This is a genomic window from Butyrivibrio sp. CB08 (assembly GCF_003625485.1).
Classification (GTDB): Bacteria; Bacillota; Clostridia; order Lachnospirales; family Lachnospiraceae; genus Butyrivibrio.
On sequence record NZ_RAIR01000010.1, the window covers coordinates 21,902 to 40,867 of the forward strand.

General features: G+C 42.7%; 8 protein-coding genes. 7 read left to right on the forward strand and 1 reads right to left on the reverse strand.

All coding sequences use genetic code 11. The features are described 5' to 3' along the window. Positions 1-36: 36 nt before the first annotated feature. The 6 genes from D6855_RS14855 (at position 37) to dnaB (ending at position 14,860) form a co-directional block, all read left to right on the forward strand. A complete protein-coding gene (locus D6855_RS14855; protein WP_120742494.1) occupies positions 37-9,429 on the forward strand; it encodes an InlB B-repeat-containing protein in 9,393 nt (3,130 codons plus the stop codon). A gap of 190 nt (positions 9,430-9,619) precedes the next feature. Next, positions 9,620-10,051 (forward strand): hypothetical protein, encoded by a 432-nt coding sequence (locus D6855_RS14860; RefSeq protein WP_120742496.1) that lies wholly within the window; start codon positions 9,620-9,622, stop codon positions 10,049-10,051. Between the two features lie 65 nt (positions 10,052-10,116). Beyond that, positions 10,117-10,896, forward strand: coding sequence for an EFR1 family ferrodoxin (locus tag D6855_RS14865; RefSeq protein WP_120742498.1), 780 nt, complete (start codon positions 10,117-10,119; stop codon positions 10,894-10,896). 119 nt (positions 10,897-11,015) lie between these two features. Further along, positions 11,016-13,067 (forward strand): DHH family phosphoesterase, encoded by a 2,052-nt coding sequence (locus D6855_RS14870; protein WP_120742500.1) that lies wholly within the window; start codon positions 11,016-11,018, stop codon positions 13,065-13,067. After that, a complete protein-coding gene (gene rplI, locus D6855_RS14875; RefSeq protein ID WP_120742502.1) occupies positions 13,068-13,514 on the forward strand; it encodes a 50S ribosomal protein L9 in 447 nt (148 codons plus the stop codon). It begins immediately after the preceding gene. A 2-nt stretch (positions 13,515-13,516) separates the two neighbouring features. Then, complete coding sequence (dnaB, locus tag D6855_RS14880; RefSeq protein WP_120742504.1) at positions 13,517-14,860, forward strand: replicative DNA helicase; 1,344 nt, start codon at positions 13,517-13,519, stop codon at positions 14,858-14,860. An 83-nt stretch (positions 14,861-14,943) separates the two neighbouring features. On the opposite strand, the gene D6855_RS14885 is transcribed toward dnaB, so the two are convergent. Further along, positions 14,944-15,114 (reverse strand): DUF362 domain-containing protein, encoded by a 171-nt coding sequence (locus tag D6855_RS14885; protein ID WP_120742506.1) that lies wholly within the window; start codon positions 15,112-15,114, stop codon positions 14,944-14,946. Between the two features lie 318 nt (positions 15,115-15,432). Between D6855_RS14885 and nifJ the strand changes: the two genes are divergently transcribed. Then, positions 15,433-18,963 carry a pyruvate:ferredoxin (flavodoxin) oxidoreductase gene (gene nifJ, locus D6855_RS14890; RefSeq protein WP_120742508.1) on the forward strand — a complete coding sequence of 1,177 codons (3,531 nt, stop codon included), beginning with the start codon at positions 15,433-15,435 and terminating at the stop codon, positions 18,961-18,963. Positions 18,964-18,966: the final 3 nt, after the last annotated feature.

Genomic DNA, 18,966 nt, shown 5'->3' on the forward strand with positions numbered 1-18,966 from the left:
AGTAACTGGAAACGGTTTTTTGAGGAGGAAAGTTTTATGTTTAGGAAATGGAACAGGGTTCTGGCATTTCTGCTCAGCATTGCGCTGATCACTACAACTTTTGGCAGTGATTTCGCAAGTGCTAAGGTTTATGCTGAGACAAATGAGATCACCATTGATGAAGATTCAGATGATTCATCTGAACCTAGCATTTCTGAGCTCTCATTTTCTGAAGAAAAGCCAGACGTGGAAGAACCAAAGGTCGAGGAGCCAAAGGTTGAGGAGCCAAAGGTCGAGGAACCTAAGGCTGAGGAGCCTAAGGCTGAGGAGCCTAAGTTAGATGAGGATCCTATTGATCCAATAGCAGAGCGCAAAATCGCTGTACCAGGCGAGGGATTAGACCTTACAAAAGGGCTTCTTGACAATGAGGAAAACGCTGAGGAAGGTGAGGATGATGCTGAGTATTACACCATCACTTACAAAGCAGGACCTAACGGATCAGTTAAGCCTGAAACTGAAAAGATCAAGGTTGTTGAAGGCGAGGACCTTGAAGCATCAGGCTCAGAAGCAGAAGCTGACGAGGGATATACATGTGTAAATTGGACAGATGAAGACGGTAATGTGGTATCTACAAGTGCCACATTTACTCCTAGTGCTGATAAAGATCAGATCTTTGACGGCGCTGTTTATACTGCAAACTTCGAGCAGTCTGATTTTACTGTTACATATGTAATAAAGGATAAAGAGGGAAATGAGAGTGTATACCAGACACAGGGCTATGAGAAGAACGATGGCCTTTCATTCCCAGAGGCTCCTTTCAAATCAGGATATTTCTTTAGAGGATGGAAGTACGACGGAGAGTCTATTTCAGCGGGAACACCCGTAACATCAGACATGAAGCTTGTTGCAGATCTTGAGGAAATCAAGATCTTCGAAGTATGCGTAAAGTACGTATATGAATTTGACGGTAAAGAGCATCCAATTGGCGAACAGACAGTTGAGATTGAAAAGAGCGAGCTAAAGGATGGAAAGACTAAGAGTATTATTTCTCCTTCAAGCATAAGTGTTGAAGAAGGAAATGGAATTATTTATTATCCTGAGAAATCTTCAATTGAAATTACAGAAGCTGATCTTGAAGTGATTGTTGACGTAAGTGAAAGAGATGGATCTGTTCCTGTAGGTATACTCGAGGACAGAATAGTTCATTATGTTGATCATGATGTAACTTATGACGTTGTATACATGTTAAAGAACCTTAAGGGAGAAGGCTACACAGAGCAGACAGAACTTCGTGAATCTGTGTTTGGAAAAGCTGGCACAACAGTTACTCCTGAAGTTAAGAATATTGAAGGCTTTATCTATGAGAAAGCTGATTCATTAGAGCTTAAGCAGGAAGCTGGACAGGAAGTTAAGATCTACTATACCCGTTCAAATCTTACCCTTCAGTTTGACACCTGTGGTGGAGATTATGTTAATTCCATGACAGAGCTCTATGGAACAAAAATAGATCTTTCTAAGATTACGCCTACTTATAATGGACATACATTTGAAGGTTGGTATGAGAATTACGACGAAGAAAAGCCTGAGGCTCAGAGATATTCAGACAAGGTAGAGGGCCTTTACGAGCTTAAGAATAATACCGTTCTTTTTGCAAAGTGGAAGGCTGGAAAGGCTGAATATAGAGTTATCTTCATGGCTGAAAATGCTGACGATGACGGCTATTCAGTAGTAACAGACGGTATTAAGAAAAAAGAGGGTACTATTGACACCGAAGTAACATGGGATCCTAAAGATAATAACGACAAGAAGCTCATCCCAGCAAATTCTTTGACTTTTGATGATAAGAATTTCACTTTCAAAGAAGCATCTAAAGAGATTCTTAAGGCCGATGGTTCTACTGTTGTAACTGTTAAATATGATAGAAAGAAATATAAGATTGTCGGATACGACAAAAACGGAAACAAAAAGAACCCAGAAGTATCTATTGAAGCAAAGTATGGTGCTGATATATATGATGCATTCCAGGAAACATTCAATAAGCCATATACAAACGGATGCTGGTCTGTAGGTGTTAATGATCAGCTTGATAAAAAAGTGTCATTTCAGACTATGCCTTCACCACATGATTCTAGATACAACCAGGTTGATAAACAGAAAGGTATCATCAAGGCGTTTTATTATGATTTTGCAAGTGGTGCAAAGAAGCAAACACTTCGTTATTGGCTTGAGGGATATGATTCAGAAACCAAAGAAACTAAGAACGGAAAAACATACGGCCTTTACAGTTCAGTAGAGTCAAAATTCCTAGGCGTGTACTATACTTCCGAGTTTTATAATATTGATGGTTATAAACAGGCCGGTGTTTCTGCTCAAAACAAGGTACACCACGGTTCCGAATGGGTTTCGACTGGATTTTGGTTTTGGGAAGGATATTGGAGTGATCCATATGACGAGATCGTTGATGTTACTTATGCCTTCGAAAATTGGAGCCCTACGAATAACAAGGTAGATGTAACCTCATACGAAGCCCTTACTCTTAATATGTACTATGATGCGGAGACCTACCAGGTTACTTTTGTTGACTATGACGGAACCACAATGAATGGTGGAAAGCCTATTTCTGTTAAGGCTGGAACAAACCTTGGTGGCAATCCAAACTATTTACAGCAGTTTGAAAATCAGTCAAAAGCCAACATGGCTATAAAAGATGCTGTATGGGATGGCTGGAAGACTGATGCTACACGTCAAGCTGCATATACTCCTGAGGGGGGTAAGTATACTGTTAAGGGAGGCTTGATTCTTTACGCTAACTATACTTTCCCAGACAGAATAGTTACTTTTGTTGATCCATTTAACCCTAAGGATCATAAGACAATAGATACACAGACTGTTAAGCATGGAGAGACAGCTTCACCTATTACATGCTCAGTTACTCATACCGGATACACATTCGATGGATGGTATGCTGAAGCAAGCTGTGAAAATGTATTTGATTTCCATTTACCTATAACAGAAACTGGCATCAAGGTTTATGCTAAGTGGAAACCAGATCAGATCAGCTATACAGTTAAGTACCTGCAATACTTTGATGACCCTGAGCACGAAGAAGTTGCACTTTCAAAGGAAAAGGTTGTTACTCACCCTGACTTTAAGCAGGGCATGGTAATAACTGAGAAGGCACTGAATATAGTTGGATATTATTCAGATGTTCAGGAGAAGAAGCATACTCTCGATTATGGTGAGAATACAATAATCTTCTACTATAAGAACAGACCTGAAACTATCGACTACACAGTAAAGTATCTCTACAAAGAGAGCGAAAATGCCGATCCTATTTCTGTCGCCAAGACAGTTGTCAGAAGAGGTGTGAAAGGAAGTACAGCTAGCGTTACTGAGAATGCAGCAGCGGTAGACAAATCTATTCTTCCTGACAATTTAAAGAACACTGATTTCTATCCAGAGCAGGATGTCCTCACATATGAGTTCACATATGAGGATGTTAATCCTACTATAGTATTCTATTATCATCCATATAAGATGGGACGTCTTACTGTTCACTATGTAGATATGGATGGCGATGAGATTGTAGGAACAGAGCCAGAAACAATGATTCTTCCTAAGGGAAGTCTCTACACAATAAACGCTAATGTTACTGGTTATGTGAAGAATAGAGTAACAGCAACTCTTGGTGGAAACAGCGTTTCTTCAAAAGTTACTATTACAGAAGGCGAAACAGAAAGATATGTATACATGCAGAAGCTTATTACAATCAAGGCTTCTGACAAGATAAGAGATTTCAATGGAAATAATATTGTCGATGAATATGATTCTGTAGAAGACCTTGTTACAGTAGAAGGCCTGAAGGGTGATGATAAAGTATCATCAGTTGAATTTACAGGCGATGAGCTGATTTATGCTGGATCTACTTCAGTAACTCCTAAGAATGCGGTTATTGAGAGAAATGGAGTGCAGGACTTCTATAAGATTACTTATGTGGCAGGAACTGCAACAGTAATTGGTAACATAGCAGTTAATATTTGGGTTACTTATGATCATCACTCAGAGCAATATGATGGAATAGAGCATACTGTTACTTATCATATTGATTCTGACAACGCTCTGATCAAGAACAATCCTGAAGAGTTCCTTGATATTACAGGTACTAAGAAGGTACTTAAGAGCAAAGATGTATTCGAAAAAGAATCATTGGATGTTCAGTTCAAGATCAAAGATAAGTACAGCTCAACATTTACTCCTGCCTTCGCATATGGAGAAAACGGATATCTGGAGATTACTAAACGTGAGATCAAAGTTACTACTGAGAGCAAGTCATGGACCTATGATGGTCAGGCACACACATGGCCACAGGGATCAATTGCAGATGGAAGCTTTGTAGAGGGTGAAGGCGGAGAGATTGCTGGATTTACAACTGCAAGTTCTGTAACAAACGTTTCTCAGGGTGAAGTTGCTAATGAGATCACAGGTATTGATTTTAACAGTAACACCAAGGCTTCTAACTACACTTGGAGCTATGCTACAAAGGGTACACTTACAGTAACACCTAAGGCCATCACAATTAACATTACAGGTCATTCAGACAGCGTTAAGTATGATGGAGAGTCACACACAATAAGCGGATATGATGCTGCATTTGCAACAGGAACTGGAAATGTTGATTATAAGCTTCCTGCTGAGAACGTTTCTGCAGACTTTACTGGTCCTACAGTTACAAGAACAGAAACAAATTACAGTGCTGATGATTATCTTCTTGGACTTACTGAGGGAACATTCACTCCAGAAAATCCAAGCAGCCAGTTCACAAATAACAACACTAACTATGCAGTTACATTTGTAGTAGTGGATGGAAAACTTACCATTTCAAAGACAGATGAAATCGTAGTAAACGTTGTTGGTGCTTCTGAAACTAAGACATACAACGGAAAAGAACAGAGTATATCAGGATACACTATTGAAGTTGATAAGAACACTCCTGATGCTCTTAAGAAGCTGTTCAAAAAGAACAATGTTAAGGTCAATGTAGACGGCGTAGCAAAAGGAACAACTGTTAATACTGACGGTTACAAGATGGGATTGGATGGCGAGAATGCAGTCAAGTACACAGATCCTAACCTTACGGTAAGATTTGTAATCACTGATGGTGTTCTTACAATCACACCTGCAACAATTAAAGTAAATATTACTGGTAATACAGAATCAAAAGTATATATTGGCAAGGAACAGTCTGTAGAAGGCTATGCAGTAGAAATCCTTGATGGTGATAATAAGAAAGTTGATAAGAATTTCTATAACGAGGATAGCTTTACTTTTACAGGTAATAAGAAAGCAAACGGAACTGCAGTTGCTACCTATGAAATGGGTCTTTCTACTAACCAGTTCAAGAGCAAAGATGAGACGAACTACACAGTTACTTTCAATGTATTATCAGATGGTAAGCTCACCATTACAAAGAGAAAAGTTGCTGTTACTGTAACTGGTAGGAATTTGTTGAATCAGCAGTACACAGGTTCTGAGCAGTCAGTAAATGGCTATGATATCTCTATTGATGAGACTGCTAATAATGACGGCTTAAAGATTTACTCTGATAGTTACATGAATAAACTTAAGCAGGATGATCCAGAGGTTACAGCTAAGGGAACAAACGCTGGAACATATGAGATGACATTTACTGCTGACAACTTTACTAACAACGACGAGAACTTTGATGTCACAGTAACTCCTGTACATGGTAAGTTGGTGATCATCAAGAATACTGGAAAGGTAACAGTATATGTTACTGGTAACAAGCTTGAGAATCAGCCTTACACAGGTTCTGAGAAGAGAGTAGAGGGTTATTCATATACTATAAAAGACTCTACTGGTGCAGAACTGACAGATGAACAGAAAAAGAGCATTATAGTTTCACTTGCATCTGGAAAGCAGGCTATAGCTAAGGGAACAAACGCTGGCACATATTATATGGGTCTTACAGCTAAGCACTTCACATATGAATCTATAAACTATTCAAATGTTGAGTTTGCTACACCTGTTGATGGATTCCTTACAATTATTCCTGCTACCAGACCTGATAATACTTATCCTACAGTTACACCAGAAACAAAGGTATATGACGGAGATCCTCATACATTTACCATTTCAGGTGGAATCACTACTGGAGATAAGGTTGACTCCTATAAGTTTAGCTATCGCAATGTTACAGATTCTTCCGTCAAGCCTACAGCTACAGATGTTACGGGTGAAAATGGATCAATAGACGATGTTAAGATCATTGTTCACAATGACAACTATGAGGATATTGAGCTCAGTTCAAGCATCACAATTACACCTAGAACTCTGAAGGTTAAGACAGGAAGCCATTCCTGGCCATTCGATGGTGAGTATCATAAGTGGGAAAATGCTGAATTTATTACTGATGCTGACAACAATATTGGATTTGTTAAGAATGAATCAGCTTCAGTAAATGCAAGCTTTACAATCAGAGATGTCGGCGGAGAAGAGCACAATAACACATATAACGCAAGCGACATCGTATGGGCTGAAGGTACTAAGGAAGATAACTATACAGTAGTTGCTGATACTAACCTTCTTGGAACACTTACAATTACAAATAACACTATAGCTGTTACATTCACAGCACCAGATGCTGAGAAACAGTATGATGGTACAGAACTTACATCTGGCAATAAGCTTGTTGTAGCATCAGCTACTTCACAGAGTATGTCAGAGGATGAGTTGAAAAAATTCTTAGCTAGATTTGATTTTGTTGCGTCTGCTAAACCATCATCAAGCATGACAAGCTATGTTGAGGCGCATAAGATCAATGTTGAAGACAATGTATACAACGTTGTTGATCCTTCAACAGTTGCAATCTACCTCAAGTCAGATACTGCACATCAGACAAACCTCAAGGATTGGTTTGATGGTATCGGATATGCTTATGGAACACTTACTATCACTCCAGCAGAGCTGAATATCCAGACGGAGGATGCAACAAGACCATATAATGGTGAGGCTCTTAGAGCAGGTGCTACTATTACAGCTAAGAATGACAAAGAGACAGTAGATAGCACACTTACAGTTGCAGCTGACTTCAAGGACGGCAAGTTCGAGAAGGAGATTACACTTGTAAATGGCGAAAAGGTGAAATTTGTAATCACCGGAGCTCAGACTGAGGTTAACACTGATACTCCACATGCAGAAAATAACACTTACGAAATTGTTTGGGGTAATGTAAAGAACAGTAACTATAATGTTAATGCTACTAAAGGAACCCTTACTGTTGGTAATAGTGATGCCAAGATCGTTGTTTCTGTAAATGGTAATGGCACAGAAGAGGTCTACAATGGTGAGGAACACTGGGCTACAGTAACTGTAGGCAATACTTCTGGAAAGTCAATTAAAGACGTAGAAGTTAAGTCTGACACTGCAACATTTACTGTAACTGCCAGCGTTTCAGATAAGTCATATGCTGTTAACGCTACAGGCAATAATCCAGTTGATGCTAAGCTTGGAAGTCTGAAGGTAGTTAATGCTAGTGGAACAGATGTAACAGAGGCGCTCAAGGCTCAGAACGCTATTGAGATCGTTGAAGGACAGAAGATTGTTGTTAATCCTGCTACTCTTATCGTTAAGACAGAAGATGCAGAGAAAGAGTATGATGGCTTACCTCTTAAGGGTGAAGGTGATATAACAGGATTCGTTGGAAATGAGAAAGAAGGCGTTACATTTACAGTTACAGGTAATGTGACTGATGTAAATTCTGACAAGCCTCATAATCACAACAATACTTATACACTTACATTCAATAAGGGTGGTGTTGCAAAGGAGAGCAACTACATCGTAGATGATGGAACCAAGGAAGGCGGCAAGGGTAAGATTGGAACACTTACCGTAAAGCCTAACACAAAGAACATCGTTCTTAAGGCTCTTTCAGATCATAAGACATACGATGGACACAAGCTTACAGCTAATGGTATTACAGAAGAGAGCTTAAAGGCATTCCCTAACAGCGATGGTGAAGGAATGTTCACAGTTGTAGCAACAGTTGAAGGTGAAGTAACACACGTTGCAGAAGGCAAAGTTGATAATGAGATCAAATCTTTTGTTATCAAAAAAGGCAACGATGATGTAACAGATTTCTTCACAGGTGTAACAACTGATAAGGGCGAACTCTACATAACTCCTAAGACTATTACTGTTCAGACTGACTCAGCTACCAAGAAGTATGACGGAATTCCTCTGTCAGCACCTGGACGAGTAAAAGGACTTGTTGGTGAAGAGACAGCTACAGTAACTACTTCAAAGACTGTTACTTACGTTGATGATGGAGTAGTCGATAATGATGACTACACTATCACATGGGATACTGCAGCAGAAACTGACTATGTAGAAGGTGAGCCTGAAATTGGAACCCTTCAGATCCTTGCAAGAAGTGAAGAAGAAAAGCTTAGAATCGTGGCTTATCCTCTTAACAAGGATGACAGCGTATACAATGGAAAGATTCAGGACGAGTTTGATTACAGACTTGAGTTTGAAGACATCCAGGATGCAGAGCCAGATGTAGTGACTAACGACAATGAATCTGATGATAACTTCATCGATAATGCAGTAGATTTTGTTACTAACGGATTTAGAGCTATCGGCAATGCAGTGCTTGATCTCCTTTCAATTTCAGCCGGTGCTGTTGAGAGAAATGGATCATACGACAAAGATGGCAGAGTATTTAATGCAACTGCTGATGTTCAGGTAGTCGCAGATCGTGAAGCTAAGAACGTAGGAGAATATGTTCTTACAATGGACGAAGATTCACTTAATGATCCTACAAATCTTACGGTTGTAGATGGAGCTGGAAAGGACGTTTCTGACCAGTTCAAACTGGTAGCAGGTGAGCCAGCTAGCTTCACAATCACACATGCAACAGCTTATGTTACTGCAGAAAATGCAAGCAAGGTTCAGAACACAGCTGATCCTGCAAAGTTTACAGCTGTTGTAAGCCTTCCAGAGGAATACGAAGCATATGACAATTATGCAGAGCTCCTTGCAGAGGCACAGGATACAATTGAGTATACAGTTAGTCGTAAGGCTGGTGAGGCTGTGACAACATACGAGATCATTCCTGAGGGTGAACCTGTACAGGGTAACTTCAATGTTGAGTATGTAAATGGTACATTCACAATCACTGCTGCACCTGACGATGACACACCAACAGGTGGCGATACAACTATCCCTGATGCACCTGTAGCTCTTGCACCAGGAGCAGTTCTTGGAGCACAGAGAGGAATTGAGGATGGCCCAGCAGTTCTTGGAGCAAGAAGAGCTGGAACTGACGATCCATACAGCATGGGAAGAGTATTCGCACTGGTTGTTGCAGCTGCACTTGCAGTAACTGTAATGATCACAGGCAAGAAGAAAGAGGAGGAAGAGGAAGGCTGATCCAGATAGCCTGAATCAATCCGAAAGTTCTTTTTCCTAAAATGAAATAATTAGAAGGGGCGACTGGCCTACATGGCCAGCCGCCTCTTTTTGTTGGTAAAAAGTAATTATGCCACAGGAGCATCTCGTTCGTATCAATATACAAGACGGAGTAAAAGTAGCGTCGTTGTGAAGGGTAGAGGTGATAGAAATGAAAAAGATGAGCATGAACAAGATAAGTTTACTAAAGGCCAGCAGTATTATGATGGCGGTGGGCGGACTGATAATGCTTCTGGATGCCATATACGGCGAGATGCTGGATGGCATGGATGAATTCATCATCGGGCACATTACTTTCGGAGCCCTGATCATCGCTATAGCTATTGTTCAGATTCTGGCTAACTCCTTGCAGCTCACTGTCGGAGCATATGCCCTACACAATATCAATAACAAAGGCCATGCAAAGTACCTGGTTTACGCCGGGATCATTATCCTCATCCTTCAGTTTGTGGCCTTTGGACTTCAGACCATCGCCATGATGGACGACGTGGTGTGCTTTGGATGTGGACTCATTATTCCGATACTGTTTATCACCGGCGCTTTGGAGCTCTGTGTGAAAAAAGATAAAGCTGTTGCAACCTGATACAAGATGGCAAATGCCTCCAGGAAATGCTAAACTATTTTTAGCATATTTCTGGAGGTTTTCTTATGGGTAAAAATGTGATTTTCTTCTTTTCAGGCACTGGTAACTGCCTTTCTATTGCACGGAATATCGCCAAGGGTCTTGGCGGAGCCGAGCTTATCAGAATCAAAAAAGACATGAAGATTCCTGACATTACAGATGCACAGCGCGTTGGCTTTGTGTTCCCATGCTACGGCGGCGGAGCTCCTGAGGATGTCTTTGACTGTGCAAAAGCCATCAGAATAAAGCCAGGGACCTATACCTTTGGCGTCACTTCCTGCTCAGCATACAAAGGAACAGGTCTTGCCAAGCTTCACAAGATCATCCCTCTTAAGTACTGGAGTGTGATAACTCACCACTGCAGCTGCATCTGGCTATTCCCACATACAATGATGATGCCAAGACTTACTGTGGGCGAAGCGGAAGCAAGAAGTGAGGACCTGTCATCAAAGATCGTGGAGGATATCCTCGCAGACAAGGTTTTATCCGGAAGACCTTCATTTAACGTATTCAACGCCATTGAGAACATGGGATTTTCAAAGATGGCCCTTAAGAAAGCAGAGGCATTTGCTGTTAGCGACAAATGCGTAGCCTGCGGTCAGTGCGCAAATCTCTGTCCTAGAGGCAACATTACCATAGAAAACGGCAAAGCAAAGATCGGTACCAACTGCACACAGTGCCTTAGCTGCCTGCAGTTTTGCCCTGAAAGTGCTATCTCCATCGGAGCCATTTCCGACAAGCGTGAGCACTACCACAATCCAAACGTAAAACCTGCCGATCTTATGCAGGATTCCATCACAATCTGATAAAGAGTCACTTCCGGCGCAGCACTTAAGTTGCTGCGCTTTTCTGTATTTTTGTGCTATACTATAAAAAGGTATTTTTTTCATTCAATGTCCAAAATGTTGGGGAAGAGGACAAGACAATGGCAAATAAGAACAGAGTCAGATTAAAGGGTAGGCTTCGGTCCTACTTTAGGGTTTTTACATATCTTGGGATCCTGCTTTTGCTGGTAAATGCAGCTGTTTTTACCGTTAATTTCACCGCAGGGCTGATCCTTCTTGCCTTTACAGGCCTTTATTTCATTGCAATCCTGTATATGAATTTCTATTCCAAGCCCATCATTATGAATGAGCTTGTGAGTTTTGCCACGGAGTATGGTCAGATCCAGAAGAAGCTCCTTAGAGAATTGGAGCTCCCTCACGCAGTTCTTGACGATTCCGGCAAGGTGGTTTGGACCAACATCGCCTTTGAGAAGGTTGTTCACCAGGACAAGGGCTTTAGGAAGACCATTTTCTCACTGTTCCCATCAATCACCATGGACAAGTTCCCACAGGGAGCTGAGGAAGTTTCCTACGAGCTGGAGTACGAGAACAGCAATTACACCATCAAGATGAAGCGCATCTCGTTAAAAGAGATGGCGACAAACAGCGACATTATCGACGCAGAGAGCTACGAAGGCAGCCTTATTGCCGTGTATCTCTTTGATGAGACAGCTCTTAAGCTGGCTATCCAGGAAGTAGACAACCAGTCTCTTGCAGCAGGTCTTATCTACCTGGACAACTACGAAGAGGCTCTGGATAGCGTAGAAGAGGTTAGAAGATCTCTTTTGACCGCTCTTATAGACCGTAAGGTCAACAAGTACATTGCGTCCTGCAACGGTATTTCCAAGAAAATCGAGAAGGACAAGTACTTTGTAGTAATGCCCAAGAAGTCATGCGAGCTGCTCAAGGAGCAGAAGTTTGACATCTTAGAGGATGTTAAGACCGTCAACATCGGTAATGAGATGGCGGTTACCCTCAGTATCGGTATCGGACTTAATGGTCTGTCCTATGCTCAGAACTATGAGTTTGCCAGAAACGCTATCGACGTAGCTCTTGGACGAGGCGGTGATCAGGCGGTAGTTAAGAGCGCTGACAACATCTCCTACTACGGAGGTAAGAGCCAGCAGATTGAAAAGAGTACCAGAGTTAAGGCCAGAGTTAAGGCCCACGCTCTTCGAGAGATCATTTCCGGAAAAGACAACGTCATCGTTATGGGTCACAGAATTGGCGACGTTGACAGCTTTGGTTCATCAGTTGGTATCTACAGGATCGCCAAGACCCTGGACAGAAAGTGCCACATCGTATTAAACGACGTGACAACTTCCATGCAGCCACTGGTTGACCTGTTCAAGAATAACCCTGAGTACGAGGATGACATGATCATCACCAACCAGCAGGCCATCGACATTGCTGGCAATAATACAGTTCTTGTAGTTGTAGACGTTAACAAGCCAAGTATTACAGAGTGTCCTGAGCTTCTTAGGTTCTGTAAGACCATTGTGGTCCTTGACCATCACAGACAGGGTACAGAGGTTGTAGAAAACGCAACACTTTCATATGTAGAGCCTTACGCTTCTTCAGCCTGCGAGATGGTTTCAGAGATCCTGCAGTACATCGGAGAGAACGTCAAGATCCACAACGAAGAGGCGGACAGCCTTTATTCAGGAATCATGGTAGACACCAACAACTTCATGAACAAGACCGGTGTCAGAACCTTTGAAGCTGCTGCTTTCCTTAGGAGGAACGGCGCAGATGTAACCCGTGTCCGCAAGCTCTTTAGAGAGGATGCAGGTGAGTATAAGGCCAAGGCCGATACAGTCAGCCAGGCAGAGATCTACCGCAGCAAGTTTGCGATATCCATATTGTCAAACGAAGAGATCCAGAGCCCGACCATCGTAGGCGCTCAGGCAGCCAACGAGCTTCTTAACATCAAGGGCGTAAGGGCCAGCTTCGTATGCACTGATTATCAGAACCAGATCTACGTCAGTGCAAGATCCATAGATGAAGTCAACGTTCAGGTCATCATGGAGAAGCTTGGCGGCGGCGGACATATGAGCAGCGCCGGCTGTCAGATGGATGGCGTCACAACAGAAGAGGCCATCGCTACACTTAAGAGAACATTAGATCAGATGATAGATGAAGGAGAACTATAAATGCAGGTTATTTTATTAGAAGACGTTAAGAGCCTTGGTAAGAAGGGCGACATAGTCAAGGTTTCAGATGGCTATGCAAGGAACATGATCCTTCCCAAGAAGCTTGGAGTAGAGGCAACACAGAAGAACTTAAACGAGCTCAAGAACCAGCAGAAGAGAGATTCGATCGTAGCCAAGCAGCAGCTTGACGAGGCCAAGGCCTACGGCGAGAAGATTGAAAAAGAGACTGTTCAGCTCACCATGAAGGCTGGCGAGGGCGGAAGAGTATTTGGATCTGTTTCCTCAAAAGAGATCGTAACAGCCGCTAAGGCACAGTTTGGATTTGACATTGATAAAAAGAAACTTCAGATGCCAGAACCTATCAAGGCATTTGGAACGTACGAGATTCCTGTTAAGCTCCATCCACAGGTTACAGCTACATTAAAGGTTAGTGTAAAGGAACAGTAAACATGCCAGAAGAAAACCTGCTTAAACGAGTGGCGCCCAACAGCATCGAGGCTGAAAAGTCCGTAGTTGGTGCTATGATCATAGATAACGAAGCGATACAGATAGCTTCTGAGATAGTGGTTCCTGAGGATTTTTACAACAAGCAGCTGGGAACACTGTTTGAGACCATGGTAGAACTTGACCGTGACGGAAGTGCGGTGGATATCGTAACTCTCCAGAACAGGCTCAAGGAAAAGAATGTGTCACCTCAGATCTCAAGCGCTGAATTCATTGCGGAGCTTGTAGACTCTGTACCTACATCTGCCAACGTAAAATATTACGCTCAGATTGTTGCTGAAAAATCAACACTCAGGAAGCTTATCCATGTAAGTGAGGATACCATCAACACCTGCTACACAGATGCAGATGACATGGAAGGGATCCTCAACGATGTTGAAAAGAATATATTCCAGATAACCCAGAAGAGAAACACAGGCGACTTTGTTCCGATCGACAAGGTTGTTATGAATGCCCTGGACAGAATTGAGAAGGCCAGCAAAATGAAGGGCAATGTTACTGGTAATGCTACCGGGTTTATTGATCTTGACTACAACACAGCTGGATTCCAGCCTTCAGACCTTATCCTTATCGCAGCAAGACCTGCCATGGGTAAGACAGCGTTTGTCCTTAACATCGCTGAGCATATGGCATTTCATGACAACAAATGCGTTGCCATGTTCTCTCTCGAAATGAGTAAGGAGCAGTTTGTAAACCGTCTCCTTTCCATGGAATCACACGTTGATTCACAGCATATAAGGACTGGTAACCTCTCAGATCTTGAGTGGGAGAACCTTATTGAGAGCGCCGGAGTTGTTGGAGCATCCAAGCTGATAATTGATGATACACCAAGTATCTCCATTCAGGAGCTTCGCTCAAAATGCCGCAAGTACAAGATGGAGCATGATCTTCAGGTCATCATCATCGACTACCTTCAGCTGATGACAGGTGGAACAGGCAGAAGCTCAGAATCAAGACAGCAGGAGATCTCCGAGATCTCAAGATCCTTAAAGGCTCTTGCCAGGGAGCTTAACGTTCCTGTTATAGCTCTTTCTCAGCTGTCACGTGCAGTTGAGCAGAGACCGGATCACAGGCCTATGCTTTCTGACCTTCGTGAGTCCGGAGCCATCGAGCAGGATGCGGACGTTGTAATGTTCATCTACAGAGATGATTACTATAATAAGGACACTGAAAAGAAGGGCATTGCAGAGATCATCATTGCAAAACAGAGACATGGCCCTATTGGAACTGTAGAGCTGTTGTGGCTTCCACAGTTTACGAAGTTTGCAAACCTGGATAAGAGCAGGTGAGCTTCGCCAAATTAAGAAGAATAAGCATAGAAAAAGAGCTTCCAGGATAAACCTGAAAGCTCTTTGTTTTGTCTAGGTAATTATCAGCCCTGTGAGATAGCAGAAACAGGACACTGAGCTGCGCAAGAACCACAGTCGATGCATGTACCAGCATCGATAACGTACTGAGTATCTCCCTGAGAAATAGCTGAAACAGGGCACTGAGCAGCGCATGATCCGCAGCTGATGCAACCATCACTAATAACGTATGCCATAATAGTATCTCCTTCCATTAGTTAAAAATATAAAGCCAATGTAGAATAACAAAGCGGCTTTGCCGCGCCGGGCTTTGTTACGTAATTATCATAATATAAGAAAAATGATTTATCAATAGAATAAACGAAAACTTTTTTCAGATTAATAGATAAAAATTGTATAAATTGGCTGACAACCATTGACAAAAATGTTACTATTGTAAGCGGCAGATTGCGCTTTTTGATGCCAATCAAATTATTTCTAACACAACTGTCATATACTGATAGTTGTTTAAAAAGCCAAAACAATTTCATAAATAAAACGTAGGAGGAATTAAAATGGCAAGAAACATGAAAACCATGGACGGTAACGAAGCTGCCGCATATGCATCATATGCGTTTACTGAAGTTGCCGCTATGTACCCAATCACTCCATCATCTGTTATGCCTGAGCATGTAGATGAGTGGGCAACAGCCGGAAAGAAGAACATTTTCGGCCGTACAGTTCAGATTACTGAGATGCAGTCTGAGGCTGGTGCAGCTGGTGCTGTACACGGATCACTTGTAGTAGGTGCTCTTACATCTACTTACACAGCTTCTCAGGGACTTCTTCTTATGATCCCTGATATCTACAAGGTAGCTGGTGAGAGACTTCCTGGTGTATTCAACGTATCAGCTCGTTGCGTAGCTTCTCACGCACTTAACATCTTCGGTGATCACTCTGACGTATATGCTTGCCGCCAGACTGGTGCTGCTATGCTTTGCGATTCAAGTGTTCAGGAAGTTATGGACTTAACTCCTGTTGCATACTGCGCAGCAATCGAAGGCAGAATTCCTTTTATCAATTTCTTTGATGGATTCCGTACATCACACGAGATCCAGAAGATCGAAGTTTGGGATTACAAGGATCTCGACGAGATGGTTAACCATGAAGCAATCGATGCATTCAAGGCTAACGCACTTAATCCTAATCATCCTTGCCAGATGGGCTCAGCTCAGAACCCTGATATCTTCTTCCAGACCAGAGAGGCTTGCAACACTGGTTACAACGAGCTTCCTGAGATCGTTCAGAAGTACATGGACAAGGTTAACGCTAAGATTGGTACAGATTACAAGCTCTTCAACTACTACGGCGATCCTAACGCAGAGGTAGTTATTGTAGCTATGGGTTCTGTAAACGATACAATCGAGGAGACAATCGACTACCTCGAGAAGCAGGGCAAGAAGGTTGGTGTTGTAAAGGTTCGTCTTTACAGACCATTCTCAGCTAAGGCACTTGTTGCTGCTATTCCTGATTCTGTTAAGAGAATCGAAGTTCTCGACAGAACAAAGGAGCCTGGATCATATCGTGAGCCTCTCGCTCTTGATGTTATCGCAGCTCTTAAGGGCACTAAGTTCGAGTCAGTTCCAGTATTCTGCGGACGTTACGGACTTGGTTCCAAGGATACAACTCCTGCTCAGATCGTTGCTGTATTCAACAACGATACTAAGGAAGAGTTCACAATCGGTATCGAGGATGATGTAACAAATCTTTCACTTGATGCTGGTGCTCCTCTTGTTACAACTCCAGAGGGAACAACAAACTGTAAGTTCTGGGGTCTTGGTGCTGACGGTACTGTTGGTGCTAACAAGAACTCTATCAAGATCATCGGTGACAACACTGACATGTATGCTCAGGCATACTTCGATTATGACTCCAAGAAGTCTGGTGGTGTTACAATGTCTCACCTCAGATTTGGTAAGACTCCTATCAAGTCAACTTACCTCATCAAGAAGGCTGACTTCGTAGCATGTCATAATCCTTCATATATCCGTAAGTTCAACATGGTTCAGGAACTTGTTGATGGTGGTTCATTCCTCCTCAACTGCCCATGGACTGTAGATCAGCTCGAGGCTGAGATTCCTGGCCAGGTTAAGAAGTTCATGTATGATCACAAGATCAACTTCTACATCATGAACGGTTCTAAGATCGGTGTTGAAGTTGGAATGGGACCTACAAGGATCAACACAATCCTTCAGTCAGCATTCTTCAACATCACAAAGATCATTCCTGAAGCAGACGCTATCAAGTTCATGAAGGACGCTGCTCAGAAGACATACGGCCGTAAGGGTGAAGACGTTGTTAAGAAGAACTGGGATGCTATCGATGCTGGTGCAGATCCTAAGAACCTTATCAAGGTTGAGATTCCTGAGAGCTGGAAGGATGCTAAGGACGAAGGTCTTGACTTCAAGAAGGCTGAGGGATCAAGAAAGGATGTTATCGATTTCGTAAACAACATCCAGGCTAAGGTTAACGCTCAGGAAGGTAACACACTTAAGGTTTCTGATTGTCTTCCATACGTTGACGGTGCTACACCTTCAGGATCAGCTGCATACGAGAAGAGAGGTATCGCAGTAAACGTTCCTGCATGGGATGCTTCAACATGTATCGGTTGTGGATTCTGCTCACTTGTATGCCCTCACGCAGCTATCCGTACAATCGCTATGACAGACGATGAGATCGCTAAGGCTCCAGAGGGACTTCAGACTAAGCCTCTTGCTGGAATGGATGGATACAAGTACTCAGTTGTTATTTCAGCTCTTGACTGTACAGGTTGCGGATCTTGCGCAAATGTATGTCCTGGTAACAACAAGGGTGAGACCCTTAAGATGGGTGCTATTGCAGCTAATAAGGACGAGCAGAAGTACTTCGACTATGCAGTTACACTTCCAATCAAGGAAGATGTTGTTGCTAAGTTCGGCGAAGGCTCAATCAAGGGCTCACAGTTCAAGCAGCCACTCCTTGAGTTCTCAGGCGCTTGCGCAGGCTGTGGTGAGACTCCTTACGTTAAGCTTGTTACTCAGCTCTTTGGTAACAGAATGTATGTTGCTAACGCTACAGGATGTACATCAATCTGGGGTAACTCCTCACCTTCAACACCTTACACAGTAAATGCTAAGGGACAGGGTCCTGCATGGGATAACTCACTGTTCGAGGATAATGCTGAGTTTGGTATGGGTATGGTACTTGCTCAGAACGCTCTCCGTGATGCAATCAAGGAGAAGGTAGAAGAGATCGTAGCTGCTGGCGGCGCTGCTAAGGATGCTGCTCAGAAGTGGCTCGATACATTCTCTAACGGTGCTGAGAACTTCGCTGCAACAGATGAGCTCGTTGAGGCTCTCAAGAGCGACAGCTCAGATGCAGCTAAGTATGTTCTTAAGAACAAAGACTTTGCAGCTAAGAAGTCACAGTGGATCTTCGGTGGTGACGGATGGGCATTCGATATCGGATTTGGTGGTCTTGACCACGTACTTGCTTCTGGTAAGGATGTTAACGTTCTCGTTGTTAACACTGAGGTTTACTCAAATACAGGCGGACAGTCATCTAAGGCTACTCCTACAGGTGCTGTTGCACAGTTCGCTGCAGGCGGAAAAGAGATCAAGCAGAAGGATCTTGCTTCAATCGCTATGAGCTATGGTTATGTATATGTTGCACAGATCGCTATGGGCGCTAACATGCAGCAGACAATCAACGCTATTAAAGAGGCTGAGGCTTATCCAGGACCTTCACTTATCATCGCATATGCTCCTTGTATCAACCAGGGTCTTAAGGCCGGCATGAACAAGGTTATGGATGAGGAGAAGAAGGCTGTAGCTACAGGATACTGGGATATGTTCAGATTCAATCCTCAGGCAGAGAACAAGTTCACACTTGATTCTAAGCCAGCTACAGAGGACTTCCAGAGCTTCCTTGATGGTGAGGTTAGATACCTTTCACTTAAGCTCAAGAATCCTGAGAGAGCTGCTAAGCTCAACGCAGCTGCTGCTGAGCACGCTAAGGAGCACAGAGCTTACCTCGAGAAGCTTGTAACTCTTTACGGAAAAGACTGATTA